Source organism: Brevibacterium sp. HMSC24B04 (genome assembly GCF_001806835.1).
In the GTDB taxonomy this organism is placed as follows: domain Bacteria; phylum Actinomycetota; class Actinomycetes; order Actinomycetales; family Brevibacteriaceae; genus Brevibacterium; species Brevibacterium ravenspurgense.
In genome coordinates this window covers 46573-69827 of the sequence record NZ_KV786072.1, presented here as the reverse complement: position 1 = coordinate 69827, position 23255 = coordinate 46573, and the positions used below count along the sequence as shown (strand labels likewise).

Annotated in this window: 25 protein-coding genes and 1 pseudogene; 22 read left to right on the top strand and 4 right to left on the bottom strand. The window is 61.6% G+C overall.

Features of this window, described 5'->3' with window-relative positions; all coding sequences use genetic code 11:
* Nucleotides 1–3: 3 nt before the first annotated feature.
* From HMPREF3092_RS02200 to HMPREF3092_RS02120, 18 genes and pseudogenes are all read left to right on the top strand, one after another.
* Nucleotides 4–1617, top strand: a complete 1614-nt coding sequence (locus HMPREF3092_RS02200; RefSeq protein ID WP_070423686.1) for a 4-alpha-glucanotransferase — start codon at nt 4–6, stop codon at nt 1615–1617.
* Entirely contained in the window at nt 1601–1906 is a 306-nt protein-coding gene (locus tag HMPREF3092_RS02195; protein WP_019175394.1) for a chorismate mutase, read from the top strand. The genes HMPREF3092_RS02200 and HMPREF3092_RS02195 overlap by 17 nt, the downstream gene beginning before the upstream one ends.
* Nucleotides 1907–2059: 153 nt before the next feature.
* Entirely contained in the window at nt 2060–2368 is a 309-nt protein-coding gene (gene rplU, locus HMPREF3092_RS02190) for a 50S ribosomal protein L21 (protein WP_019175393.1), read from the top strand.
* Nucleotides 2369–2391: 23 nt separating this feature from the next.
* A complete protein-coding gene (gene rpmA, locus HMPREF3092_RS02185) occupies nt 2392–2643 on the top strand; it encodes a 50S ribosomal protein L27 (RefSeq protein WP_070423685.1) in 252 nt (83 codons plus the stop codon).
* Nucleotides 2644–2709: 66 nt separating this feature from the next.
* Entirely contained in the window at nt 2710–4236 is a 1527-nt protein-coding gene (obgE, locus tag HMPREF3092_RS02180; RefSeq protein WP_070423684.1) for a GTPase ObgE, read from the top strand.
* Between the two features lie 3 nt (nt 4237–4239).
* Nucleotides 4240–5376 carry a glutamate 5-kinase gene (proB, locus tag HMPREF3092_RS02175; protein WP_070423683.1) on the top strand — a complete coding sequence of 379 codons (1137 nt, stop codon included), beginning with the start codon at nt 4240–4242 and terminating at the stop codon, nt 5374–5376.
* Nucleotide 5377: 1 nt separating this feature from the next.
* Nucleotides 5378–6667, top strand: a complete 1290-nt coding sequence (locus HMPREF3092_RS02170) for a glutamate-5-semialdehyde dehydrogenase (RefSeq protein ID WP_061942592.1) — start codon at nt 5378–5380, stop codon at nt 6665–6667.
* Nucleotides 6668–6750: 83 nt separating this feature from the next.
* Complete coding sequence (locus HMPREF3092_RS11285; protein ID WP_019175388.1) at nt 6751–6903, top strand: hypothetical protein; 153 nt, start codon at nt 6751–6753, stop codon at nt 6901–6903.
* Nucleotides 6903–7511, top strand: a complete 609-nt coding sequence (gene nadD, locus HMPREF3092_RS02165) for a nicotinate-nucleotide adenylyltransferase (RefSeq protein WP_370919356.1) — start codon at nt 6903–6905, stop codon at nt 7509–7511. The genes HMPREF3092_RS11285 and nadD overlap by 1 nt, the downstream gene beginning before the upstream one ends.
* Nucleotides 7504–8757, top strand: coding sequence for a hypothetical protein (locus HMPREF3092_RS02160; RefSeq protein ID WP_070423682.1), 1254 nt, complete (start codon nt 7504–7506; stop codon nt 8755–8757). Before nadD ends, HMPREF3092_RS02160 begins: the two co-directional genes overlap by 8 nt.
* A 14-nt stretch (nt 8758–8771) precedes the next feature.
* Nucleotides 8772–9152, top strand: a complete 381-nt coding sequence (gene rsfS / locus HMPREF3092_RS02155; protein ID WP_019175386.1) for a ribosome silencing factor — start codon at nt 8772–8774, stop codon at nt 9150–9152.
* A gap of 57 nt (nt 9153–9209) precedes the next feature.
* Nucleotides 9210–10379 carry a glycosyltransferase family 4 protein gene (locus tag HMPREF3092_RS02150; RefSeq protein ID WP_061942598.1) on the top strand — a complete coding sequence of 390 codons (1170 nt, stop codon included), beginning with the start codon at nt 9210–9212 and terminating at the stop codon, nt 10377–10379.
* 99 nt (nt 10380–10478) lie between these two features.
* On the top strand, nt 10479–13544 hold the full coding sequence (locus HMPREF3092_RS02145; protein ID WP_070423681.1) for a DUF4040 family protein: 3066 nt from the start codon (nt 10479–10481) through the stop codon (nt 13542–13544).
* Nucleotides 13541–13864 (top strand): annotated as a pseudogene (locus tag HMPREF3092_RS02140) (sodium:proton antiporter); the annotation flags it as partial. The gene HMPREF3092_RS02145 and the pseudogene HMPREF3092_RS02140, both read left to right, overlap by 4 nt.
* A gap of 80 nt (nt 13865–13944) precedes the next feature.
* On the top strand, nt 13945–15471 hold the full coding sequence (locus tag HMPREF3092_RS02135) for a proton-conducting transporter transmembrane domain-containing protein (RefSeq protein ID WP_019175382.1): 1527 nt from the start codon (nt 13945–13947) through the stop codon (nt 15469–15471).
* Nucleotides 15468–15833: a Na+/H+ antiporter subunit E gene (locus HMPREF3092_RS02130; RefSeq protein ID WP_256174358.1), complete on the top strand. Its 366-nt coding sequence runs from the start codon at nt 15468–15470 to the stop codon at nt 15831–15833. Before HMPREF3092_RS02135 ends, HMPREF3092_RS02130 begins: the two co-directional genes overlap by 4 nt.
* Nucleotides 15830–16090: a monovalent cation/H+ antiporter complex subunit F gene (locus tag HMPREF3092_RS02125; RefSeq protein ID WP_019175380.1), complete on the top strand. Its 261-nt coding sequence runs from the start codon at nt 15830–15832 to the stop codon at nt 16088–16090. Before HMPREF3092_RS02130 ends, HMPREF3092_RS02125 begins: the two co-directional genes overlap by 4 nt.
* Nucleotides 16090–16482, top strand: coding sequence for a cation:proton antiporter (locus HMPREF3092_RS02120; RefSeq protein WP_061942603.1), 393 nt, complete (start codon nt 16090–16092; stop codon nt 16480–16482). Before HMPREF3092_RS02125 ends, HMPREF3092_RS02120 begins: the two co-directional genes overlap by 1 nt.
* Nucleotides 16483–16648: 166 nt before the next feature.
* Here the strand turns inward: HMPREF3092_RS02120 and HMPREF3092_RS02115 are convergent, their stop codons facing one another.
* Together HMPREF3092_RS02115 and HMPREF3092_RS02110 are read right to left on the bottom strand one after the other, a co-directional pair.
* A complete protein-coding gene (locus HMPREF3092_RS02115; RefSeq protein ID WP_062021621.1) occupies nt 16649–16933 on the bottom strand; it encodes an antibiotic biosynthesis monooxygenase family protein in 285 nt (94 codons plus the stop codon).
* A 29-nt stretch (nt 16934–16962) separates the two neighbouring features.
* Nucleotides 16963–17823: an alpha/beta fold hydrolase gene (locus tag HMPREF3092_RS02110; protein WP_070423680.1), complete on the bottom strand. Its 861-nt coding sequence runs from the start codon at nt 17821–17823 to the stop codon at nt 16963–16965.
* Between the two features lie 188 nt (nt 17824–18011).
* Here HMPREF3092_RS02110 and HMPREF3092_RS02105 point away from each other — a divergent pair, with 188 nt between their 5' ends.
* Genes HMPREF3092_RS02105 through HMPREF3092_RS02090 form a run of 4 tightly spaced genes read left to right on the top strand, consistent with a single transcriptional unit; the run spans nt 18012 to nt 21610 of the window.
* Nucleotides 18012–18950 (top strand): metal ABC transporter substrate-binding protein, encoded by a 939-nt coding sequence (locus HMPREF3092_RS02105; RefSeq protein ID WP_070423760.1) that lies wholly within the window; start codon nt 18012–18014, stop codon nt 18948–18950.
* A gap of 11 nt (nt 18951–18961) precedes the next feature.
* On the top strand, nt 18962–19750 hold the full coding sequence (locus tag HMPREF3092_RS02100; RefSeq protein WP_062021614.1) for a metal ABC transporter ATP-binding protein: 789 nt from the start codon (nt 18962–18964) through the stop codon (nt 19748–19750).
* Nucleotides 19737–20693, top strand: coding sequence for a metal ABC transporter permease (locus HMPREF3092_RS02095; protein ID WP_070423679.1), 957 nt, complete (start codon nt 19737–19739; stop codon nt 20691–20693). The genes HMPREF3092_RS02100 and HMPREF3092_RS02095 overlap by 14 nt, the downstream gene beginning before the upstream one ends.
* Nucleotides 20690–21610, top strand: a complete 921-nt coding sequence (locus HMPREF3092_RS02090; protein WP_070423678.1) for a metal ABC transporter permease — start codon at nt 20690–20692, stop codon at nt 21608–21610. Before HMPREF3092_RS02095 ends, HMPREF3092_RS02090 begins: the two co-directional genes overlap by 4 nt.
* A 102-nt stretch (nt 21611–21712) precedes the next feature.
* Here HMPREF3092_RS02090 and HMPREF3092_RS02085 read toward each other — a convergent pair whose 3' ends face one another.
* Nucleotides 21713–21931 carry a hypothetical protein gene (locus HMPREF3092_RS02085; RefSeq protein WP_141737931.1) on the bottom strand — a complete coding sequence of 73 codons (219 nt, stop codon included), beginning with the start codon at nt 21929–21931 and terminating at the stop codon, nt 21713–21715.
* 252 nt (nt 21932–22183) lie between these two features.
* Nucleotides 22184–23203, bottom strand: a complete 1020-nt coding sequence (gene adhP, locus HMPREF3092_RS02080; protein WP_061942615.1) for an alcohol dehydrogenase AdhP — start codon at nt 23201–23203, stop codon at nt 22184–22186.
* Between the last annotated feature and the right edge of the window lie 52 nt (nt 23204–23255).

Sequence of the window (23255 nt, the reverse complement as noted above, 5' to 3'; positions counted from 1 at the left end):
CCCGTGGCAGGGATCCTGCAGTCGGACATGACCGGCGGGATGCGCCAGCTGGCCGCCCTGCTCGGCATCGACGGACAACGCGATGTCGCTGGCCGGCCGCTGTCTGATGACCAGCTGGCCGCCGCGCTGCGGGTTCTCGGCTTCACTGCCGAGGACAGCAGCGAACTGCAGATCCTCATCGACCGCGAAAACCGCCGGCAGTGGCTCTCTGCCCTGTCGGCGGCTGTCGTTGCCGAAGCCGGCCATTCGGCGGCAATCCCCGTGCGAACCTCCGACCCCGCCACCGCATCGGTGTCGACGGTCGGACTCAGCGGCGAACCGGTTCCCGCGAACATCACCCCGACGATTACCGGAACGCAGACCGTGACGGTGGCAGGCGCCTCGGAAGTCCGGCACGAGTTCACAGCGATTATGCCCCCACGTGAGACGGGTATTGGCGAAATCACGTGCGCGGTCGACGGCACAGTCAGCCGTGCACCGCTCATCGTGAGCGAAGCTGCAGTGCAGCCAGGTGAGCGAGGCTTCGATCTGCACCTGGCATCAGCCCGCATGGGGCGTTCGTGGGGTGTGGGCGACTTCGCCGACCTGCGCGACATTGCGGTGCAGGCCGCCGCGGCCGGTGCCGAAACAATCATGCTTTCTCCGGTGACTGCGTCTGCCGGATACGACCCATTCGACGTGGAGAGCCGGTGTGCTCTCGATCCGGTGTACATCAGCATCACCGACACCCCGGAATACGGAACCGCGCAGAATGCGACACGCACGGCGGTGCGCGCGCTGGGCGTTGACTTGCTGGAAAGCTCCTCTCGCAACACACCGATGAACCCCGAACTGGTGCGCGAACGCAAACTTCGCGCGCTTTTGGCGCTGTACGAAGTTCCAGTGCGCACAAGCAGGCACGCTGAGTTCGCGTCTTTTTGCGCGCAGGCTGGGCCCGGGCTGCGCGGATGGGCGGTGTACAGGGCTATGCGGATGGACGCCTCGGTGCCCGAATCATCCGATGCGCGTGAAGTCCACATTTTTCAGGAGGAGCGATCCGACCTCGTCGACTTCTGGCTGTGGGTGCAGTTCATCGCCCGTGAGCAGTTCACTGCGGCTGTCGCGACTCCGGCGCAGCTGGGCTATGACCTGCGGGTTGCGGTGCGGCTGCCGAAGGCAGGCCGTATCGACGCGTGGGCTCTGCCCCAGACTGTGCTCATCATTGGCGAGGGGGAGCGCTGCTGGATGCGGGGCGTGTTTGCGGATGCGGACGCCGCCGATGCCGCGCTGGAGCCCCTGGAAGACACAGCTTTTCTGCTGGCAGGGGCCGATGTCATCACGGGAGCCGACTGCGAGACCGTTCCGGCTGCGGACACAGAGATTCGGATAGCAGAACCTGTTCTTCCCACGGCCATGGGTGCTCTTGCCAGCAGGTACGGCGGACGGCGCGTTCTTGACCGACAGCTGGAGGACTTCGCTGACCTCATGGGGGACAGAAGGCCGCGAAGCGAGCTGCCGTGGAGAATTCCCGTATGCGAAAACGGAAGAGATCCGCTCACGTCCCGTTCGCTGGGTGAACACCTCCGAAAGTGGGGCGCATCCGCCGGTAGCATTGGGTTCCATGACGGAGATACCTGAAGAGCTGCAGCAGCTGCGCGACAGCATCGACAACCTTGATGCTGTGCTCATCCACATCATGGCCGAACGGTTCAAGCTCACTGAGAAAGTCGGCCACCTCAAAGCGTCCCAACAGCTGCCGCCGGCGGACCCCGAACGCGAACAGCGTCAGCTGGAACGTCTGCGCTCTCTGGCCGAAGCCAGCGGACTGGACCCGGAATTCGCAGAGGAGTTGCTCGGTTTCACGGTTGCGCACGTCATCCGCCGCCACCAGCGGATCGCGGAACAAGAGGCTCGCCAGTCGCTTTGACTTTCGGGGGCTGTGAAGATTAAGATTGCAGGTCGGTGCAATCGCATCACGGCGGACTTTTCCTCCTAATGGGCCATGGGCCAAGGGAAAGTCGCCGGTACGAATGCGAGCGGTGGAAACAGCCGCTCACAGCAGAAAAGAAGGGGACTGTTTATGGTCTACGCCATTGTCCGCGTCGGTGGTCATCAGGAAAAGGTGTCTGTCGGCGATGTCATCACCGTCAACCGGATCAAAGCCGAAGCCGGGGACTCCGTCGATCTTGACGTCGTTCTCCACGTGGACGGCGACACCGTAACCCACGCCCCGGAAGACGTGGCCAAGCTCAAGGTCAGCGCTGAAGTAGTCGACGAGCTTCGCGGCCCCAAGATCGTCATCCAGAAGTACAAGAACAAGACCGGCTACAAGCGTCGTCAGGGCCACCGCCAGGAACTCACGCGCCTCAAGATCACCGGCATCAAGTAAGCAGAACCCAGGAGTACTGAACTATGGCAACTAAGAAGGGTGCGAGCTCCACTCGCAACGGTCGTGATTCCAACGCCAAGCGCCTGGGTGTCAAGCGCTTCGGCGGTCAGCTGGTGAACAACGGCGAAATCCTCGTCCGCCAGCGCGGAACCAAGTTCCACCCCGGCGTCAACGTCGGACGCGGCGGCGACGACACACTGTTCGCGCTTGTTGCGGGAACCGTGGAATTCGGTCAGAAGCGCGGCCGCAAGACGGTCAGCGTCATTGCTGAATAAGAGAGTTTAGAATTGTGGGGCGAGTCGCAAAGCGGCTCGCCCCACATTCATTAGAAAGGGAATGCCGTGGCTGTCGAGTTCGTCGATCGCGTGACTCTTTTCCTCGCCGCCGGAAACGGGGGCGACGGGTGCACGTCTGTGCGTCGCGAGAAATTCAAACCGCTGGGCGGACCCGATGGCGGCAACGGCGGAGACGGCGGCGACATCATCTTCGAAGTCGATCCGCAGACCACAACGCTGCTGAGCTATCACCGCTCACCGCACATCAAAGCCGACAACGGCGCAGCCGGCTCCGGCGACCTGCGGCACGGAGCGAAGGCCGGCGACCGTGTTGTCCCTGTGCCCAACGGCACTGTCGTCAAGAGCCGCGATGGCGAAATCCTCGCAGACCTCGTGGGTGCAGGTGCGCGCTATGTTGCCGCTTCGGGTGGTCGCGGTGGCCTGGGCAATGCGGCTCTGGCGTCGACCAAGCGCAAAGCTCCTGGGTTCCACCTGCTGGGAACGCCGGGTGAAGAAGTCGATGTCGTCCTCGAACTGAAGACCGTCGCTGACATTGCGCTGGTCGGGTATCCGTCGGCGGGCAAGTCGAGCCTGATCGCAGCGCTGTCGGCCGCAAAGCCGAAAATCGCGGACTACCCGTTCACGACTCTCGTTCCCAACTTGGGCGTGGTGCAGGCCGGCAACACGCGCTTCACCGTTGCTGACGTTCCCGGCCTCATTCCCGGTGCAGCTCAGGGCAAGGGCCTTGGGCTGGACTTCCTGCGCCACATTGAGCGCTGTGCGGCTATCGTGCACGTGATCGACATGGCGACGTGGGAACCCGAGCGAGACCCCGTGAACGACCTCAAAACGATTGAGGCTGAACTCGCAGCCTACGAAGTCGATGTCGACCCCAGCGGCGACCTGCTTCCGCTCACTCAGCGCCCAACCCTGGTCGCGTTGAACAAAACCGACATCCCCGACGGCAAAGACCTTGCCGACATCGTGCGGGCTGAATTGAATGAAGCGGGGTACCGCACCTTCGATATTTCGGCTGTGTCGCACGAAGGGCTGAAAGAACTGTCCTACGCGATGGCTGAAATCGTGCTCGAAGAGCGCAGCCGGCGAGCAGAACTCGATGGCGAACCTGCCCGTCAGGTCATCCGGCCGGCAGCGGTCGACCGCGGCGGGTCGTTCACCATCACTCCCGAGAGCGGTCCGGAAGGCGCCGTGTATCGAGTGCGCGGTGACAAGCCCGAACGCTGGATTCTGCAGACCGACTTCACGAATGACGAAGCCATCGGCTACCTGGGAGACCGTCTTCAAAGGCTCGGCGTCGAGGACGAACTCTTCAAGCAGGGCGCGCACCCCGGCGACACGATTGTCATCGGTCCGGGTGAAGACGCTGTTGTCTTCGACTGGGATCCCACACTGCTGGGTGGGGGAGAGCCCCTGGGCAAACGCGGCAGCGACTCGCGTCTTGAAGAGAATCGCCGTGCCTCGCGCGCTGAGCGCAAGGCCGCATTCCACGAGCGCATGGACGCAAAGGCCGCCGCGCGTGCGGAACTCGAAGCTGAGCGCCTGGCCGAAAAGGCGCAGCGGGAGGCTGAATAGCCGTTGACTGATGCAGCAGCAGTGCGCGACTCCATCCGTCGCGCCGAAACAATCGTCGTCAAGGTCGGGTCGTCGTCGATTACCGATGAGGGCGGCCTTAACCGAGCCCGTCTGGTCGAGCTGACAGACATCATCGGCAAACTGCACGATGCGGGCAAGAGGGTCATCCTTGTGACCTCCGGGGCCGTGGCAACGGGTCTTGGGCCCATGCCGATCGAGCAGCGCCCGTCTGATCTTCCGACCCTGCAGGCTGCCGCTGCTGTTGGGCAGAGCCTGCTCATGACGGCCTACACGGAAGAACTCGCAGGCCACGGGGTAGTGACAGCCCAGGTCCTCCTGACGGTGGACGACATGGTGCGCCGCTCCACGTACCGCAACGCACAGAACACCATCAACCGTCTTCTGGCGATGAATATTCTGCCGATCGTCAACGAAAACGACGCCGTGGCAACTGATGAACTGCGCTTTGGCGACAACGACCGTCTTGCCGCGCTGGTAGCGCAGATGGCACACGCCGAGGCGCTGGTTCTGCTGTCGGACGTGCCCTCTCTTCTGTCGGCGCCTCCGGAAGACCCTTCAGCGGTGCACATTCCCTTTGTCGCTGGTCCTGAGGATCTCGCCTCGCTCACCATCGGCGGCAGCGGCAGTGCTGTCGGCACTGGCGGCATGGCGACAAAGGTCCATGCTGCGGTGATCGCGGCAGACTCCGGGATTCCCAGCGTCCTGACGTCTTTTGATCTGGCAGTCTCTGCTGTTCGCGGGGAGGACGTTGGCACGTACTTCGGTCCCACGCACTCCAGGCGCCAGACGCGTCTGCTGTGGCTTGCGCACCTTGCTGAGCCAACAGGCTCCATTCGTGTTGACGCCGGTGCCGCCAAAGCCCTCACCGAGGGCGGCAAATCGCTTCTTGCCGCCGGTGTTGTTGATGTTTCCGGCCGCTTCGAAGCGGGCGAGCCGGTCGATATTGTTGATCCGCGCGGAACGCGCTTGGCGCGCGGACTCCCGAACTTCAGTGCGGACGAACTTCCCCAGATGTTCGGTCTGAGCAAGAGTGAACTCGGTCGCCGCTTCGGCGTATCGTTCCAAAGGGAAGTCGTTCACCGAAACGACATGATTCTGACAAAGAACGGGACAGTGTGACATGACGGAAACCACTGACATCGATCCCAAGATCGAACGGGCGGTCACGCGCGTTGCCGCGGCTGCCAAAACAGCCTCGGCGGTTGTGTCGACCGCATCGACCAAGGACAAGAACGCGGCTCTTGAGGCGATCGCGCAGACCTTGGAAGACAACATCGACGACATCGTGGCAGCAAGTGCCGAAGACCTTGAAACCGCAAAGAAGCGCGGCTTTTCGGATTCGCTGCTCGATCGCCTTGAACTCAACGAACAGCGCGTGCGCGGCATTGCGGCCGCTGTGCGACACGTGATCGGCCTGGCTGACCCGGTTGGTGACATCGTCAGCGGCCGCACCCTGCCCAACGGCATCAACCTCATGCAGAAGCGCGTGCCCATGGGCGTGGTCGGCGCGATTTACGAGGCACGGCCGAACGTCACCGTTGACATTGCGGCACTGGCCCTCAAGGCCGGCAACGCGGTTATCCTGCGCGGCGGTTCCGCGGCGATTTCGGCGAACACTCTGCTGGTTGAGCTTCTGCGCAAGGCCGTAGCCTCGGCAGGCCTGCCGGCCGACACCGTTTCGAGTATCGATGCCTGGGGCCGCGAAGGGGCCGCGGTGCTGATGCAGGCACGTGACTACGTAGACCTGCTGATTCCGCGCGGAGGTCCGGAGCTCATCCAGCGCGTCGTGCAAGACTCGATCGTGCCCGTCATTGAAACGGGTGCCGGCAACACCCACATGTTCATTGACTCTTCTGCGCACGTCCGGATGGCCTCGGACCTTGTCCTCAATGCGAAGACTCACCGCCCGAGCGTGTGCAACGCGCTGGAAACACTGCTGGTGCACGAAAAGGCCGCCCGCCGTGTGATGCCGAGGATCCTTGAACGACTGCACGAGGCGGGGGTCACCATCCACGGTGATTCTGATGTTGCCGAATGCGCTCCGGAGGGCGTCCGTATCCGCCGTGTCACGCGCCGTGACTGGGCTAAGGAGTACCACGACCTTGAAATCGCAGTGCGGATCGTGTCGGACATCGACGAGGCGATCGAACACATTCGCGCCTACTCGACCGGCCACACCGATGTCATCGTGACCAACACGATCGCCAACGCCGACATCTTCGTCGACGCCATCGACTCCGCTGTCGTCGGGGTCAATGTGTCGACGAGGTTCACCGACGGCGGCGAATTCGGGCTGGGAGCAGAAGTCGGAATCTCCACTCAGAAGCTCCACGCGCGCGGCCCCATGGGGCTTGCAGAGCTCACAACCACCAAGTGGGTCATGCGCGGTTCAGGCCAGATCCGCAGCTGATTTCGACACGCCGAGCGGTACCGTCTGCCAACGGGTAAAGTGTTTCCCAAACAGACCACTCACACCTACATACAGGAGAAACAGTGAACGAGATTCTTCTCGCAGCAGCAGAACACGCGCACGAAGGCGCTGAACTTCCCATGGACCCGATCTGGTACGGCGCTACCGCGCTGGGCATCCTGCTGTTCCTGGGAATCGTCACTCTCAGCTGGAAGGGCATTTCCTACCGCCACTGATGATGAACCACGAAGCGCGCAGGGTCGGAGTGATGGGCGGAACATTCGATCCCATCCACAACGGCCACCTGGTTGCCGCCAGCGAAGTCGCGGCAAGGTTCGGGTTGGACGAAGTCATCTTCGTCCCCACGGGGCGCCCGTGGCAGAAGACCGGCAAGAACGTCAGCGATGCCGAGCATCGCTACCTCATGACCGTGATCGCCACGGCGTCCAACCCGCGCTTCACTGTTTCCCGCGTCGATGTCGATCGACCGGGAAACACATACACGATCGACACTCTGCGCGATCTCGCTGAAAAACTCGGCGAGGGCACCGAGATGTTCTTCATCACGGGCGCCGACGCGCTTGCCCAGATCCTGTCGTGGAAAGAAGTCGACGAGCTTTTTGAGCTCGCACATTTCGTCGGAGTCAGCCGACCCGGACACGAACTGTCGTCAGAAGGGCTTCCCCAGGACGGCGTGAGCCTCCTGCAGATCCCCGCACTGGCGATTTCGTCGACCGACTGTCGCGACAGGGTGCTTGACGACCTCCCGGTGTGGTACCTCGTACCGGACGGCGTCGTGCAATACATCGCAAAACACAACCTCTACAGGAGTGAAATTGGCTGAGCAGTACCGAACCCGACGCGAACGGCGGGAAGCTGAACGCCGCGCCGCGGAAGCCGCGGCTGCTGCTCAGGACTCTGCAGAAGGCTCAGTCGAAGACACTCCGAAAGAAGAGCCGGCACCGGCCAAGCTGACAGTCAAACCGCAGACACCCGCAACGGCGCCCGCCGCACCGGCCACATCGGCACGCCCAGTCGAACCTGCACCCGCCCGCCCTGCTCAGCAGATGCAGGACACGCAGCAGACCCAGCAGGCGCCTCGCGTTCAGAATGAGCCTGACCCGCGCCCCACCGAAAAGATGCAGCCCATCGGCACGGTGCCAGCGCCGGGTCCTGCAAAACCAGAAGCGGTTCCCGGTGAACCGGAGGCCCCCAGCGCACCGGCGACCCGGGCCGCAGGTTCGTCTGAAAAGCCTGAAATGCCGCAGTTCCAAACCAGGGCTGAACGCCGACGCTACATGCGCGAACACGGACTTGAGCCGGCCCCAGTCGACGCGGACCAGGCGCCGCAGGAGTCCTCGCCGGCGCCCACGAAGCCAGTCGAGACTCAGCAGAAGGAAGCGCACGCGGACAAGAGCCCCGCTCCCGTCGTGAAGAAGGCTCCTGTGACGCCGGCTCCTGGCGCACAGCAGAGCCACGAACCGGAAACCTCTGAAGCCCAGGCGGAAACAGCCGTCGACGCTCCGAAGAGGCAAGACGACGCTCCGAAGGGTCCCGAGGCCCCGAAGGGCCAAGACGACGCTGCGAAGGCTCCCGAGGCCCCGAAGTCGGAAGACTGGGTGGCTCGCCGACAGGCCGCGAGCAAGCCGCGGGAACGCCGCGCACCGGTAGTCAAGCCCAATACGCAGGGCATCACGGTTGTCTCTGCGCCTTCTGCCGCCCCTGGCGTCGCTGAAGCCAAGGACGGTAACGGCAGCGCCGATCACGACGTCAAGCCTGCCGTATCCAGCAAGGCCGCACCCGAAAAATCGCAGCCGGCCCAGGACTTCCGTCGTGCCGCATCCGGTCCTGCGACCATGCCGATTGAATCGGTCGCCATTTCGCCTGAAGAAAGCCAGATGCTCCAGGCTGATGAAGGCGAAGAGGTCGAGAACCCTCCCGCAGGCCCCATGAAAGCCCGTGACATCACCTACGGCGACGGCGAGATTCTCGTCGGCGACCGTCCATCCGCGCTTCCTTACATTGTCCTGGGGGTCGGCGGCCTCGTTGCCATCGTCCTCATCGTCATCGCCCTCATCATGCTCTTCTGAACAGAAAGGTCACAGTGCCCGCAACTGACACGGCAAAAGAGCTGGCCCGCACGGCCGCTCAGGCAGCATCCGACAGGCTCGCAACTGACATCACCGCAATCGACGTCGCAGACAATCTGGTGCTCACAGATGCCTTTGTCATCGCATCAGCATCCAACGAACGACAGGTGCACGCTGTCGTTGACAACATCGAAGAACAGCTGCTGCGCAGGCACCAGATCAAGCCGATTCGCCGTGAGGGCACAGGAGAGAACCGGTGGGTGCTCGTCGACTTCGGCGATATCACTGTGCACGTGTTCCACGAAGACGACAGGGAATACTACGGCCTCGACAAACTGTGGGGCGACTGCGCGACTATCGAGCTCCCGGAGCTTGAATCGCAGAACGCGCAGTGACCGCGCGCTTTACCTCGGTGCGCCCGGGCGCCTTCTCATCGTGAACAAGGCGGTTTTGTGAAGTTCCTGTTGGTGTGCGATTACGACCTCGACTATGTCGGCGGGGCACAGACGGCTTTTCTTACGCAGGCAGGGGCTCTGCACGATGCCGGGCACAGTGTGGCCGTCATGGCGCCCCGTGCGCGCCAGGCACCGGGTCTCCCTGAGGTCGAGGTGATCAACCCACCGAGCACGGTCCGCATTCCCGGTGCGGGTCTGCCGGTGTACTTCTTCGGTCGCGGTTTGGCGCGCTGGATGAGGCGGGTGCTGATGGCAGCTGCACCGGATGTGGTCATTGTGCATTCGGAATTCGGGCTTGCCGCTGCGGCCGTCGCAACCGCCAAGAGCTTGGGGATTATCACACTGCACACGGTGCACACTTTCTTTTGGCAAGCACCTAAGTCGGCTGGGCCGGCTGCACCTGCGATGCGAGGCCTCTACCGGCTTTTCACTCGGCAGAAGACCCCGAAGTCAAAGCTTGCTGACCGGCCTGCAGATTCAGCCTTGCGAGCGATGACTCTGGCCATGGCCCAGCACACTGATGTCGTCCTCTCACCGTCGAAGCACCAGGCACAGAAGCTGATTGAGGCCGGGGCCGGCAACGTTGTCGTTCTGTCCAACGCCGCCAAGCGGACAGCACACACCCGTCCTCTGCCTCGGCAGGTTCCGCTTCGGTTGGCGTGGGTCGGCCGCTTTGCTCCGGAAAAGCGCCTCGATGTTGCCCTTGAAGCCATGCAGATCCTTCTTGATCGCCAAGTGCCGGTGCTGCTCGAGGTCGCAGGCGGTGATCTTGACAGTCACCCGGCAAATGTCCGCTGCATAGGAACGGTTTCCCCGCAGCAGGTTGAGCAGCTGCTGGTGCGCAGTCACCTTGCGGTGCAGACCTCATTGGGCTTCGATAACCAGCCGATGGTCATGATCGAGGCGTGCGCTGCGAGTCGCGGCATTGTTGTAAGCGACCCCGTGCTGGCACGCGAGTTCGGAGATGCGACGATCCTCGCGTCTTCGCCGGACGCACAGGGTCTGGCAGACACTCTTGAAGCAGTTGTGGCTGAATGGTCAACGGTCGAAACCGCCGCGCGGGCAGCGGGGGAGAGAGCAAGCAACTCTGCTCCGGCAGCTCACGCGGAGAAGCTGGTTGAGCTCGTCGCGGCCGAATGCAGGAGGCAGGCTCAGCAGGGCTCTTAAGCACAACGAGGACCCTGGACCGGTTTCAGAGCACTGCCTGATGCCGGAGGTCGGGCTTGGTCCCGCCCGGATTGGTGATGGAGTCACGGCGCCGCTAAGATGTCCCTGACCTTTACCGATTCGCCGATGATGAAAGGCGCCTACGTGGAACTCGCATCGACACTTGGACTGTTGGGTGCGGTTGTTGTCCTCGTACCGCTCATTACGCGATTCTTCGGGCGCAATTCCGGCTGGATCATCGGAGCGGCATACATCGCAGCCGCGATTGTCTTCACTCCTGCTGCAACCGCAGTCTTTGCCGGCGGCACGCCATCGTGGTCTGTTGCCTGGGTCCCGGCGCTGGGCGCACGTGCCGCGCTGCAAGCCGATGGGCTCGGCGTCATCTTCACCTACATTGCGCTTCTCATCGGTGCGGTCGTGCTGTTCTATTCGACCCGCTATTTCCCGCCGGGCCGCACGACGAGCTTCTACTGGCTGATGGCGACCTTCACCTTCGCCATGGTCGGCCTCGTCCTCGCAGATGACCTCTTCCTGCTGTTTGTGTGCTGGGAAGTCACGTCGTTGGCCTCGTTTATGCTGATTGCCCGTTCGGGCCCGGCCGCATGGGCGCCGTCGCTGCGCACCATGTTTATGACGTTCTTCGGCGGTGTCCTGCTGTTGGCCGCAGTTGCGCTCATCGCGATGACGACGGGCACCACCTCGGTATCGGCAGCTCTGGCTTCAAGTGCCTGGTCGGATCTTCCGTGGCTTGCTCCGACGGCCGCTGTTTTGGTGGCGGTCGCGGCGTTTACGAAGTCGGCTCAGTTCCCGTTCCACGCGTGGCTGCCTGATGCGATGGCGGCCGCCACTCCGGTGAGTGCCTATCTGCATGCCGCGGCCGTTGTGAAGGCCGGTATTTTCCTGCTGTTTCGCTTTTCGCCCGCGTTCCATGACGTTGTCGTGTGGAATGTTCTGCTCACCACGGTGGGGCTCATCACGGTTGCTGTGGGCGGCTGGTTGGCGCTGACACAGGACGACGTCAAGAAGCTCATGGCGTTTTCCACGGTCAGCCAGCTGGGCCTCATTGTGGCGGCTGTTGGAGTTGGCACTCCGCTTGCGCTGACCGCCGGTCTTCTGCACGTTGTTGCCCACGCGATGTTCAAGTCGGGCCTGTTCATGATGGTCGGCGTCATCGACCACATCGGGCACACGCGGATCTTCGGCTCCATTCCGAAGCTTGCGCGTATTACTCCCTTCAGTTTTGCCGTCACCGTCATCGGTGCGGCCTCCATGGCTGGCATTCCGCCTCTGATGGGCTTTGTGTCGAAGGAGGCGATCTTCTCCGGTCTGCTGTCAGCGGGTTCGGTCGCTGGTGTGGTTGCGCTCATCGCAGCGGCACTGGCATCGATTTTCACGATCGCCTACTGCGTGCGGATAGTGTTCGGTGCGTTCATTGACGGTCCGGAAGTCGACAAGTCTGAGCTCAGCCCGTCCGACCCGGTCATGTTCACCTTCGCTGCCCTGCCGATCCTCGCATCCGTTCCGCTCGTGTTCACTCTTGGCAGCCTCGAACGGTTCCTCACACCCGGTGTGGCTTCGTCTCTTGGTGAATCGGCAGATGTGCACCTGTCCCTGTGGCACGGATTCAATCTGGAACTTGCCGCGAGCATCGTCATCATCATCGCGGGTCTGGTTGTCATTGCCTTCCGCAGCAGGGTGTTTGCCGCTTTTGCCAAGTCCGGCCCGCCCATCACCACCGCGCAGGTTCTGCGCGGCATTCAGGGTGTCTTCCGCCGCTGTGGTGAGGTTCTCAACCGCTTCATCGGCTCCGAACGCGCGCTGCCGCACCTCACAGCTTCGTTTACGCTGCTTGCGATTGTCGTCTACGGCGGAGCGATTGCCGTTTTCGCCTCCGGTGGTGTGCCGCCCCTGCAGAAGAACCTCAACCGCACAATGGACGTTGTGCTCATGCTCGTCATCGGCTTTGCGGTGTTGTCGGTCTGCATGGCCCGTTCGCGCCTGACCGCCACGATTTCTCTTTCCGCCGTCGGCATTTTGGCCACCGTACAGCTCATGGCTCTTGGCGCACCGGATGTCACGCTGACTCAGCTGCTGGTCGAAGCCATGACGATCATCGTCTTCATGCTCGTTCTGCAGAAGCTGCCGAAGACCTTCTGGCGCTACCCCAAGCGCAAGCAGTTCGGCCGTGCTGTCTTCGCCGTTGTCGTCGGAGGCGCCATGGCGCTTGTGACGTTCCTTGTGTCCGGTCGTCGCGAGCGGTCCGAGATCGCCATGAAGTACCTCCACGAAGCTCCCGAAATCTCCGGTGGTGACAACATCGTCAACACGATCCTCGTGGAGTTCCGTGCCCTGGACACCCTCGGCGAACTCACTGTTCTCGGTATGGCCGGCATCGCGATCGTCGCTGTCATGTCGTCCGTCCGGGACCGCTACATCGACCCGCCGGCCTCCGAAATCGCGGAAGTTCCGCGCAAGCCGTGGGTTGCGGTGCGGCCCAAGGGCACCGTCGCGCACCGCGCGGTCTTCGAAGCCTGGCCCAACCTCGTTGCTCTGCGCCTGACGTTCAAGGTTGCGGCACCGATTCTTGCACTGACCTCGTTCATCATCTTCATGCGCGGTCACAATGAGCCCGGTGGCGGCTTTATTGCCGCTCTGGTTGGTTCAGCGATTATCGGCTTGGCTTACATGGCCACATCGAACGACCGTGCTATCGGTCCGCCGCGCCTGCCGCTGTACCTGATCGGCGGCGGTGTCATGACTGCGGTGATGACCGGCTTCCTCAACTTGGTGATGACAGGTTCGTTCCTCGAGCCAGCCCACGGTCACTTCGCTGGGCAGCACTGGACCACGTCGATGATCTTCGATGTCGGTGTCTACCTCGCGGTTGTCGGCCTCATCCTCGTGTCCTTCAACCTGCTGGGCACCTCGGACTCCGCCTTCACGCCGGCCGGTTCGGACGTTCTCACCGGTGGTCGTATGCACCGTGACGTCGACTTCGAACGTACGCGCGAACGCACAGACGAAATGGTTCACGGTGAACTCTCCGGTCCGCTCGACGCAGTCCGGGCGCAAAGGCCGACAGCCCGGCAGCGCCTGCGGCCCGGCAGGAGCTTGGGCGTTGTTGATCAGCAGGAAGCAGACCAGAAGAACGGAGGCCGACAGTGATTCTTTCGATCACCATCGGAATCCTGACCGCCGGCGGGGTGTACCTCATGATGCAGCGGTCGATGGTCCGCGCCGTTTTCGGCTTGGCACTCGTTTCGCACGCCGCCAACTTTGCACTCCTGGCTTCCGGCGTTTCTGCGTGGCGCCACGAACCGCTGGGCGGCCGGTCCCTTCCGGCTGATGCGGCTGACCCGCTGCCGCAGGCCTTTGTGCTTACTGCGATCGTCATTACGCTGGCGGTGACCATCTTCATGCTTGCTCTGGCTGTTCTCGGCCACGATGACGACCAGAAGACGATCCCCGAAACCGGGGAGATCCGCGAAGGCGATGTCACTGAGGACGAACTGCTGAGCGACTCGGCTCTTGCCGAGGTGAAGCAGGGACTCAGGGAGGGCGAAGCATGAGTGCCGCTCTTCTCACAGTTCTTGTTGGGCTGCCGCTTTTCGGCACCGCCCTGACTGTTCTCATACGTCGCCGCTGGCTCGACATCGTCGCAATGCTCGGCATTCCGCTCATCAATGCGGCAGCCGCTGTGTACATGCTGATGGCGACGATCGACGGGAGCGTCTACGCAGAGAACGTCGGCGCCTATGAGGGCGGTCTGGCCATTCCGTTTGTTGTCGATGCGTTCTCAGCTCTCATGGTGCTGGTCACGTCACTTGCCGCGGTGGTGTGCTGCTGGTTCCTCGTCGTGACCGGCGAAGATCAGTACAGGTTCCTGCCGTCACTTGTGCTCATGATGATGGCCGGCGTCACCGGAGCGTTCCTCACCGGCGACCTCTTCAACTTCTTCGTCATGGTTGAGGTCATGGTTCTTCCCAGCTATGCCCTCATCGCTGTGACGGGTACGTGGAAGCGCTTGGGCGTGGGCCGTATGTTCGTCATGGTCAACCTGCTGACCTCGACGCTTCTGGTCATCGGCGTTGGATTTGTCTATGCCGCACTGGGCACCGTCAACATCGCCGTGCTCGCGCAGATGGGCATGAACGGTGACATTACTGCCCAGGGCGGTCTGGGCCTGGCAATTGTCGTGACTGCTCTCGGCATCAAAGCGGGCTTTGTTCCCGTCCACGGATGGCTCGTTCGGTCCTACCCGGACACGTCTGCTGGCATGATGGCCCTGTTCTCGGCTCTGCACACAAAGGTCGGCCTCTACGGCATATACCGCGTGTACACCGTGGCCTACGGTTCGACGAACTCGTGGCAGATCCCTCTTGCGATCGTCGCCGTTGTCACGATTCTGACCGCGACCCTGTCGGCATGGGGCATCAACCGCATGCGCAATGTGCTTGCGTTCATGATGACCGACGGTGTCGGCCACATCCTCATCGGTGCTTCTCTGCTGACAGTTGCATCGCTTTCGGCCGGTATGTTCTACATGGTCCACCACATCATCACGATGGCCGGTCTGCTGCTGCTGACCGGAGCAATTGAACAGACCTACGGTACAGGCGCTTTCCGCCGCCTGTCTGGCCTGGCTTTCCGCGATCGCTGGACTGCGGTGTTCTACGTACTGGGTCTGCTTTCTCTTGTCGGCCTGCCGCCGACATCTGGCCTGTGGGGCAAGCTCGGCATCGTGCGCTCAGCGGCAGAGAACCCCGGACCGCTCGGCTTCACCTTCATTGGGGTTATCGTGCTTGGCGCCTGCATTACGGTGCTGGCCCTGCAGCGCATGTGGCGCAACACCTTCTGGGGTGGCGCTATGAGCAGCTACCGTCCAGACTCTTCGAGCACCGGTCGCGCGGCCTTGACAGACCTGCCCGCTGACGTGCGGATCCCCGCCAAACTTCTGGCTCCGGGCGCGTCGCTCATCGTCGTGTCCGTTGCCCTGTTCTTCGGCGCCGGCGCTCTTGCCGAAGTCACAAACGCCGCAGCCGAATCCATGCTTGACTACGCTCCCTACGTCGAGGCGGTGCTGGGACGATGATGAAGCCTCTGCGCCTGATTGCCTACGCCCTGTGGATCTTCAAGGAGATCCTCCTGGGTACGTGGGGTGTTCTGTCAAACCTGCCGCGCAAACCCTACGGCAACCCGATGATCGTTCAGCTGCCGCTGCGCTGCGTCACCGATTTTGAAATCACGTCAATGGCCCAGTCGATCACGATCACGCCGGGCACCCTCGTGGTCGCAACGGCATCCGGCACGTCGAAGACGCCGCCGACGCTGTTCGTCCACTCGCTGTTCGGGGACTCCGAACAGGAAGTGCTCGACGGCCTTTACGACATGGAGGACAGGCTGCTCAAAGCCCTGCGCGGCGAAGTTCCTCCGCGAAGGAGCGATCAGCAGTGACTGTCATCATCTGGATCTGCATCGGCATTCTCGCCTGCACGATCGTTTTGGGTCTCATCCGTGTTCTCACCGCTAAGGAAAGCGGTTCGCGGGCGATCATCGGTGACCTCGTCTACTTCTGCGCGGTCGGCATTCTGGTGTTCATCGCGATGCTCGTGAACCTCTCTATTCTGTTAGATGTGATCTTCCTGGCGTCGCTGCTGGGCATTCTGTCGACAATTGCGCTTTCGCGAATTCTCACCAGGGGGCACCGCTGATGCAAACCCTCGCCGTCGTTCTCGTGGGCATCTTCGGGATTGGGGGAAGCCTCATCCTGCTGGGCACCGTTATTGCCATGTTCCGTGCGCGCGATGCTCTCAGTCGGATCAATGTGTTCTCGCCGGGCACCGGCCTGGCCATGCCGATGATCCTCGCCTCGGCTTATGTCTTCACGCTCAGCACTGAGGGCTTTAAGATTCTGCACCTGATCATGGCCATCCTGGGCTTCCTGTCCCTGATCGTCGTATCGAGTGTCGCCTCGAACGTGCTGTCGCGTGCCGTTTACGTGTCCGGTTCGCCTGTCAGCCGCAAAACTGTGGTCAACCGTCTGGCCGAACCCGGTCGTCTGCGGGATGCCGCAGACGTCGATGAGTTCAAGCCCTACGACTGATCCCGGCTGCTGAGCTCTGCGCCATCGGGAATCGTCTACCCGACGCCTGTCAGCACACACGACAGAAACAGCGAACGCAGAACAGCCCGCACACATGACAAAGCCGGCGTTCTCGTAAGGACGCCGGCTTTGGTCTGTTAGAGCTTAGGGAGTGTCAGTCGAGTCTTCAGTCGAATTCGACGATTTCGAACTCCAGCAGGCCTTCCTGTTTGGAAAGGGACTCATTGGGTCCGCGGTGGGTGCGCTGGGCAGCCCACGCCTGGAAGGACTCTTCGGAGTCCCACTGGGTCACGATGTAGTAGGACTCGGTTCCCGCTGTGGGGCGGAGCATTTGGAAGCCTTCGAAGCCCGGGGCCTGGTCGACACTGTGGGCTCGCTTAGCGAAGCGGGCTTCGAGTTCTTCGCCCTGTGCTTCGGGCACTGACAGAACGTTGATCTTCACTACCGACATGGTTCCTCCTGATGTCTGCGCGTGTGCCCTCAGTCTAGCCAGTTTTCTATCAACCGGGCGGTCTCGGCCGGTCTTTCATAGTGCACCAGGTGGCCCACACGAGGGAACTCATGGTGTTCGACGTTCGGCAGGCGTTTGACGAACGCGCGGGTGGTCCTGGGCGCAGCGATGGCGTCCGCCCTGCCGCTGATGACCAATACGGGCATAGTTAGCTGCGTTTCCACCTCGCGGACCGTGTGGTGAGTTGATACCCGGTAGGCATCTGCCAGTGATTTGCGGTCGCTGAAGCTGCTGAAGTGCTGCTGGTGCTGGTCGTGAATGAAACGACGGGTGTCGCGGTCGCGGCTGGTGGCCATGGCTTCGCTCATGAGTCGCACTGTCGGTCGGTTCTTCAGCAGGAAATTGCCGATCTTTTCAGGAGCGGCTTCGGCAATGCGGTAGTAGTTGTCGACTGTCACAGTGAGCAGCCTGCCCGGTCCTCGGTCGGGCAGGCTGACGATTGGGTTGATGAGCACGAGGGGTCTGGGCGCTCGTGCTTCAGCTGCAGTGTGTGCCGCCACGATCGAACCAAAGGAATGGCCCACCAGAACAGGCTGCTTCCCTGTCTGGTTTTCAATCCAGTCGGCAAGACCGCGAACAAATGACGTGTAGGTCTCAAGCGTCTGTTTGCCAGGCAGGGGAGGGGTCTGACCGAAGCCAGGCAGGTCGGGAATGAACGACTGTCGGCCTTTGATGTTTTCGGCAATGAACTGCAGGCCGTGGTGATCGCCTCGAAAACCGTGAATGAACAGCAGCGGCTGGCGCTGTGACGGTGTTCCGGTGGTCCAGATGTGTGCTTGTTCCCGCCCCGAGGGCAGTTGGAGGGCGACCTGTGTGTGTTCGAGTGCCATATGCCAACTGTAGTCTCCGTAAACAGAACACGAGGCGGAACGTGAGTTCCGCCTCGTGAGTTTTGGGAGCGCTCGACTCAGGTCGGATCTGCATAAACGGACACTTATTTGTTCGTGGCATTAGGTCATCCTAATTTGTGTTAAGCGAACTTAATATATGCGTGATTCGCGGCAACGAAAGGCAGAAAATGAAGCGACTCGGGTTCAAGCGCGCAATGGCGGGCATCGCAGGTGCGGTACTGGCAATGAGTGCGGTAGGTTGTGCCCCCTCCACGACGGGCAACGGTGAAGAGGGGCAGCTCAGCATTGTTGCCACCACCGGCTACTTGGGGGACGCGGCAAGGAACATCGCCCCCGACGCCGATGTCACCGTGCTCGTCAAGCCCGGGGGAGACCCGCACACTCAGCCTCTGACCACTCGCGACACCGAGAAGCTCGATTCAGCCGACGTCGTGCTGTGGACCAGCCGCGACATGGAGCACCAGATGATGGATCAGCTGGACAAGCTCGGCGACAAGCAGCTTGCCGCGGCTGGACAGCTTGACGAATCTGAGCTGCTGCCGTGGGAAGAGGACGGCACAATCGAAGGCCATGACCCGCACGTGTGGAACTCACCCGACCTGTGGAAGCAGGTTGTGCAGGCCTCGGCAGAGAAGATCGGTGAGATCGACCCCGAAAACGCGGATCAGTACACGACTAACGCGGAAGAGTACAACAAGAAAATCGATGCAGTTGCGGCGGATGCGAAAGAAAAGCTCGAGCGGATTCCCAAAGAGAATCGCGTCCTTGTGACCGGACACGACGCGTTCAACTACCTGGGCAAGACCTACGACATGGAAATCTACGCAACAGACTTCGTGTCATCCGAATCCGAAATGTCGGCTGCTGAGATTGATGAACTTGCAAAGACGATTGCCGACCACAAGGTGCCGGTCATCTTCCAGGACAACCTGAAGAGCCCAGAGGCGATCAAACACCTCAAGCAGGCGGTCAAAGCGAAGGGGTGGGAGGTCGAGATCTCCGATAAGGAGCTCTACGCAGACTCACTGGGCGAATCCGCCCCGCTTGACACGTATCTCGGTGTTTTTGAACACAACGCAAATGCAATTGCAGAAGCCCTGAGCTGAACGGAGCATCGATGACAAACAGAGCTCGGGAAGCTGAACCCATTGCGGGAGCCCCAGCGTTGGAAGCGCGCGGACTGACAGCCGCGTATCACGACAAGCTCGCACTTGACGGCGTTGATCTCGCGGCTCCCGTTGGGGAAGTGCTTGCCATCATGGGCCCCAACGGTGCAGGCAAGTCGACTTTTCTGAAAGCAGCACTGGGACTGCTCAAACCCCTGGCGGGTACGGTGCAGTTCTTCGGTGGGTCGCTTTCGCAGATGCGCAGGCACGTGGGCTACATGCCCCAATCTGCGGATATCGACTGGGATTTCCCGGCAACAGTGCGCGATGTCGTCACGATGGGCCTGTACGGCGAAGTCGGGCTGTTCGGCCGCATCAACGCCAGCCGGCGTCAGCGGGTTGATGAAGCTCTGAACACCATGGGGATTGCGGATCTCGAAGGACAGCAGATCTCTGAACTGTCCGGCGGGCAGAAGCAGCGAACCTTTATGGCCCGCATCCTCGCACAGGACCCCGGCCTGTTTCTCCTCGACGAACCTCTGGCGGGCATCGACGCGTCGAGCGAAAAAGTCGTCCTCGAGGTCATTCGCCAGCTGCGCGCATCCGGCAAGACAGTCGTTGTTGTCCACCACGACCTGACGACAGTCCGCGATTTCTGCACTCGCGCCGCCGTTTTGAACAAGGGCCACTGTGTGCTCAGCGGGCCTGTTGACGAGGTGCTCGTAAGTCGGGAATTCAGCTCGGTCTACGGTTTCGGGACCATCATCACAGCGGAGGGAGGTCCCAGTGGAGACCGCTGATCTGCTGGCCGCGGGTTTCGTCGCACCGAGTGAGCTTCTGCTGAACTACACGTTCCGTACCATGCTCATCGGAACTGTTCTCGTGGGGTCCTTCTCGGGTGCGATGGGCTGTTTTCTGTATCTCCGCCGGCAGGCTCTCATTGCCGATGTCATCGGGCACTCGGCGGTCTTCGGCGTTGCTGCGGCCTTTGTCATCGCGGTTGCCGTACTTGGCGTGTTAGGCAGGTCGATGGTGACTCTGACGATCGGCGCGGTGATTTCCTCGTCTCTTGCGGCGTTTGCCGTGAATTGGATCAGCGGCACCCGCCTGGGCTCAGATGCAGCCATGGCCGGAGTTCTCGCTTTGTTCTACGGCAGCGGTATCGTGCTGCTGCGCTCGGCGTCGCTGTCGTCGCTGCCGGGCCGTGGGGGAATTGAAACGTATATCTTCGGCAATGCCGCAACCACAACGCACGAAGACCTGCTTGTGATCGCGGTGTGCGGCGGTGCGGCGCTGCTGACGGTCATCATCGGCTGGCGTGCTTTTGGGCTGTTCACCTTCGATCCGGTCTTTGCCCACACCCTGGGCTATCGGTCAGCCGTGCTCGGGCCAATACTGGGGGTGGCGACAACAGTTGCCGTCGTCATCGGCGTGAAGTCAGTGGGGCTCATCCTCATGGTGGCGTTTGCGATTATGCCGGCAGCATCTGCTCGCCAGTGGACGGGAAGCCTCAGATCTATGGTGATGCTCGCAGGTTCTATCGGCGGCGCTGCCGGCGCCGTCGGGTCCTATGCCGCTGTCAGCTTCGGGCGAGTGCCGACAGGCCCGATTGTGGTGTTGGTGCTCTTCACAGTTTTCCTCGTGTCGGTTCTTTTTGCCCCGCGGCGCTCGGTTATCGGCAGGGCCATGCGTGCCCGGCGGAATGCAGCCCGGTTGGCTGTTGTGGGAGGTAATGGCAGATGAGCATTGCAGCGGCGACCGTGTTTTTGGCTGTTGCCACCGCGGTGACATGTGCTCTGCCCGGGGTGTTCTTGGTGCTGCGGCGCCAGTCAATGCTCGTTGACGCGATGTCTCACGCTGTTCTTCCCGGTGTTGTCATCGGGGCGATTGTGTCGGGCACAACCCATTCGCCGTGGATGATTGCAGCCGCTTCGGCCATGGGCATGATCGTGGTGCTCGGCTCTGAATGGCTGCGCCGGACCGGACTGATAGCACGAGGCGCCGATCAGGGGCTCATTTTTCCCGCTCTTTTCGCCGGTGGAGTGATTCTTCTGTCCACGAGCCTGAAGTCGGTGCACATCTGCGAGGACACCGTGCTGACGGGTGATTTGAACCTTATGGCTCTGCCGAGTGAACACGTGCTTGTCAGGGGAGTGAACCTCGGTCCGCAGACGGCGCTCATGCTTCTTGGTGTCTTCGCTGTCACGGCGATTTTCATCGCCTGCACCTACAGGGTGCTGTCCCTGGCGACTTTCGATCCGGTTCTGGCTCGCACCATGGGTCTGCCTGTTAGAACGGTTGACTACACGCTCATGGCTCTCGTGGCCGTAACTGTCGTGGTGGCGTTCAATGCCGCGGGCGCTATTCTCGTCGTCGCGCTCGTTGTGGTGCCGCCGGCGGTTGCGGTCCTGTTCGGCAATCGTCTGCCGGTCGTCATCGCACTGAGCCTCGTCATTGCTGTCATCAGCGCGGTGGCGGGCTTCTGGACGGCCTATGTGCTCGACCTGCCCACAGCTCCGCTCATGGCGGCTGTCAGCGGTGTGCTGCTTGTCAGCGCCGTGGCGTTTGTGAAGATCCGTTCGAGAGCAAGGACAAAGGTACGAAGCTCCGGACGAGCCGCGGTTTCCATGAGTGCTGGCTCTAAGCTTTCCGGGCGTTGAGCAGAGAGTCGAGTTTTCCGGTCTCCTTTTCTGCAGCAGTCCCTAAACAGAACACGAGGCGGAACGTGAGTTCCGCCTCGTGAGGGTTGGCTGTTGTTATCCTCAGTTTTTGAAGAAGCGGCCTTTCACCGCACACATTATGGCGACTCCGGCGGCAATGAGTGCTCCGATTCCGGAGATGGGAAAGATCAGCTCGGACGGCCCGCCGTAGATATTCGCATCGCGTTCCATTCCTGAAATGGTCCCCGATGCAATGAATGCGCCGAACAGAACGATGAAGGCTGCCAACGATAGCCAGAAGCCGATATTGGCTTTAGTCATGATGTCTCCTTCTTTTGCTTGGTCTGCCGCGAACCTCGGAATCATTCGATCGGCTGTCGCGGATGCCAACTTCGTCGTTGACGTACGCCAATTCTACCGTCTTGGCTTCGATGCGCCTGTGAAATCTCTTGGATTTCATGCCGTGCGACTGGACTTTGCACTCAGTCGGCAGCCCCCGCCAACAGAGCACGAGGCGGAGCTTAAGCTCCGCCTCGTGAATCTCGGCTGCCGTTTACGGCGGCAGGGGAGTGATCAGTATTCGATGACCACGCGGCCTTCGATCTTGCCGTCGCGCATTTCCTGGAAGACATCGTTGATCTCCTCAAGACGGCGCGTGGAGAACGTCGGCTTGATCTTGCCGGCGGCATAGAAGTCGAGAGCTTCGACCATGTCCTGACGCGTGCCGACGATCGAACCGCGGATGGTCAGACCAGCAAGGACGACGTTGAAGATCGACACGGAGAATTCGCCCGGCGGCAGACCGTTGAACACAATGGTTCCGCCGCGGCGGGACATGCCGATCGCCTGACTGAACGCCTGCTCGTGGACGGCGGTGACAAGCACACCGTGGGCTCCGCCGATCTTGTCCTGAATGGCCTGAGCGGGGTCTTCTGTCAGAGCATTGACGATGATTTCAGCGCCGTGCTTCTGAGCCAGAGCCAGCTTGTCTTCGGCAATGTCAACGGCGACCACGCGCAGTCCCATTGCGACAGCGTACTGGACAGCGATGTGTCCCAGTCCGCCGATGCCGGAGATGACAACCCACTGTCCGGGGCGAGTGTCGGTCATCTTCAGGCCCTTGTACACGGTCACACCGGCACAGAGCACGGGTGCGACCTCTTGAGGATCAGATCCTTCGGGAATGACCGGGGCGTAGCGGGTGTCGACGAGCATGTACTCACCGAAGGAGCCGTTGACGGAATAGCCGCCGTTTTCCTGCTGCTCGCACAGCGTTTCCCATCCCTGGCGGCAGTGTTCGCAGTGCCCGCACGCGCTCCACAGCCAGGCATTGCCGACCATGTCGCCGACCTTCACTGTGTGCTCGCCGGGGCCGAGCTTCTCGACGATGCCGACACCCTCGTGGCCGGGAATGAAGGGCGGGCTGGGCTTGACCGGCCAGTCGCCCTCCATGGCGTGCAGGTCTGTGTGGCAGACACCGGTGGCGATGAGCTTCACCAGCGCCTGGTGTTCGCCGGGTTCTGGCAGATTGGAATCAGAGACATTGAGGTTGTGACCGAACTCTTCGGCAACCGCTGCTTTCATGGTTGACATGGAAATTTCCTAACTCATCCGATGATGAACGTCGTTGTTGGTTGCGGATTAG

Bases quoted from the DNA above. Each gene is read 5' to 3' on its own strand.
- HMPREF3092_RS02195 (WP_019175394.1), top strand. From the start codon at position 1,601: ATGACGGAGATACCTGAAGAGCTGCAGCAGCTGCGCGACAGCATCGAC.
- rplU (WP_019175393.1), top strand. From the start codon at position 2,060: ATGGTCTACGCCATTGTCCGCGTCGGTGGTCATCAGGAAAAGGTGTCT.
- rpmA (WP_070423685.1), top strand. From the start codon at position 2,392: ATGGCAACTAAGAAGGGTGCGAGCTCCACTCGCAACGGTCGTGATTCC.
- HMPREF3092_RS02170 (WP_061942592.1), top strand. From the start codon at position 5,378: ATGACGGAAACCACTGACATCGATCCCAAGATCGAACGGGCGGTCACG.
- nadD (WP_370919356.1), top strand. From the start codon at position 6,903: ATGATGAACCACGAAGCGCGCAGGGTCGGAGTGATGGGCGGAACATTC.
- HMPREF3092_RS02145 (WP_070423681.1), top strand. From the start codon at position 10,479: ATGTCCCTGACCTTTACCGATTCGCCGATGATGAAAGGCGCCTACGTG.
- HMPREF3092_RS02135 (WP_019175382.1), top strand. From the start codon at position 13,945: ATGAGTGCCGCTCTTCTCACAGTTCTTGTTGGGCTGCCGCTTTTCGGC.
- HMPREF3092_RS02130 (WP_256174358.1), top strand. From the start codon at position 15,468: ATGATGAAGCCTCTGCGCCTGATTGCCTACGCCCTGTGGATCTTCAAG.
- HMPREF3092_RS02120 (WP_061942603.1), top strand. From the start codon at position 16,090: ATGCAAACCCTCGCCGTCGTTCTCGTGGGCATCTTCGGGATTGGGGGA.
- HMPREF3092_RS02115 (WP_062021621.1), bottom strand. From the start codon at position 16,933: ATGTCGGTAGTGAAGATCAACGTTCTGTCAGTGCCCGAAGCACAGGGC.
- HMPREF3092_RS02110 (WP_070423680.1), bottom strand. From the start codon at position 17,823: ATGGCACTCGAACACACACAGGTCGCCCTCCAACTGCCCTCGGGGCGG.
- HMPREF3092_RS02105 (WP_070423760.1), top strand. From the start codon at position 18,012: ATGAAGCGACTCGGGTTCAAGCGCGCAATGGCGGGCATCGCAGGTGCG.
- HMPREF3092_RS02100 (WP_062021614.1), top strand. From the start codon at position 18,962: ATGACAAACAGAGCTCGGGAAGCTGAACCCATTGCGGGAGCCCCAGCG.
- HMPREF3092_RS02090 (WP_070423678.1), top strand. From the start codon at position 20,690: ATGAGCATTGCAGCGGCGACCGTGTTTTTGGCTGTTGCCACCGCGGTG.
- HMPREF3092_RS02085 (WP_141737931.1), bottom strand. From the start codon at position 21,931: ATGACTAAAGCCAATATCGGCTTCTGGCTATCGTTGGCAGCCTTCATC.
- adhP (WP_061942615.1), bottom strand. From the start codon at position 23,203: ATGTCAACCATGAAAGCAGCGGTTGCCGAAGAGTTCGGTCACAACCTC.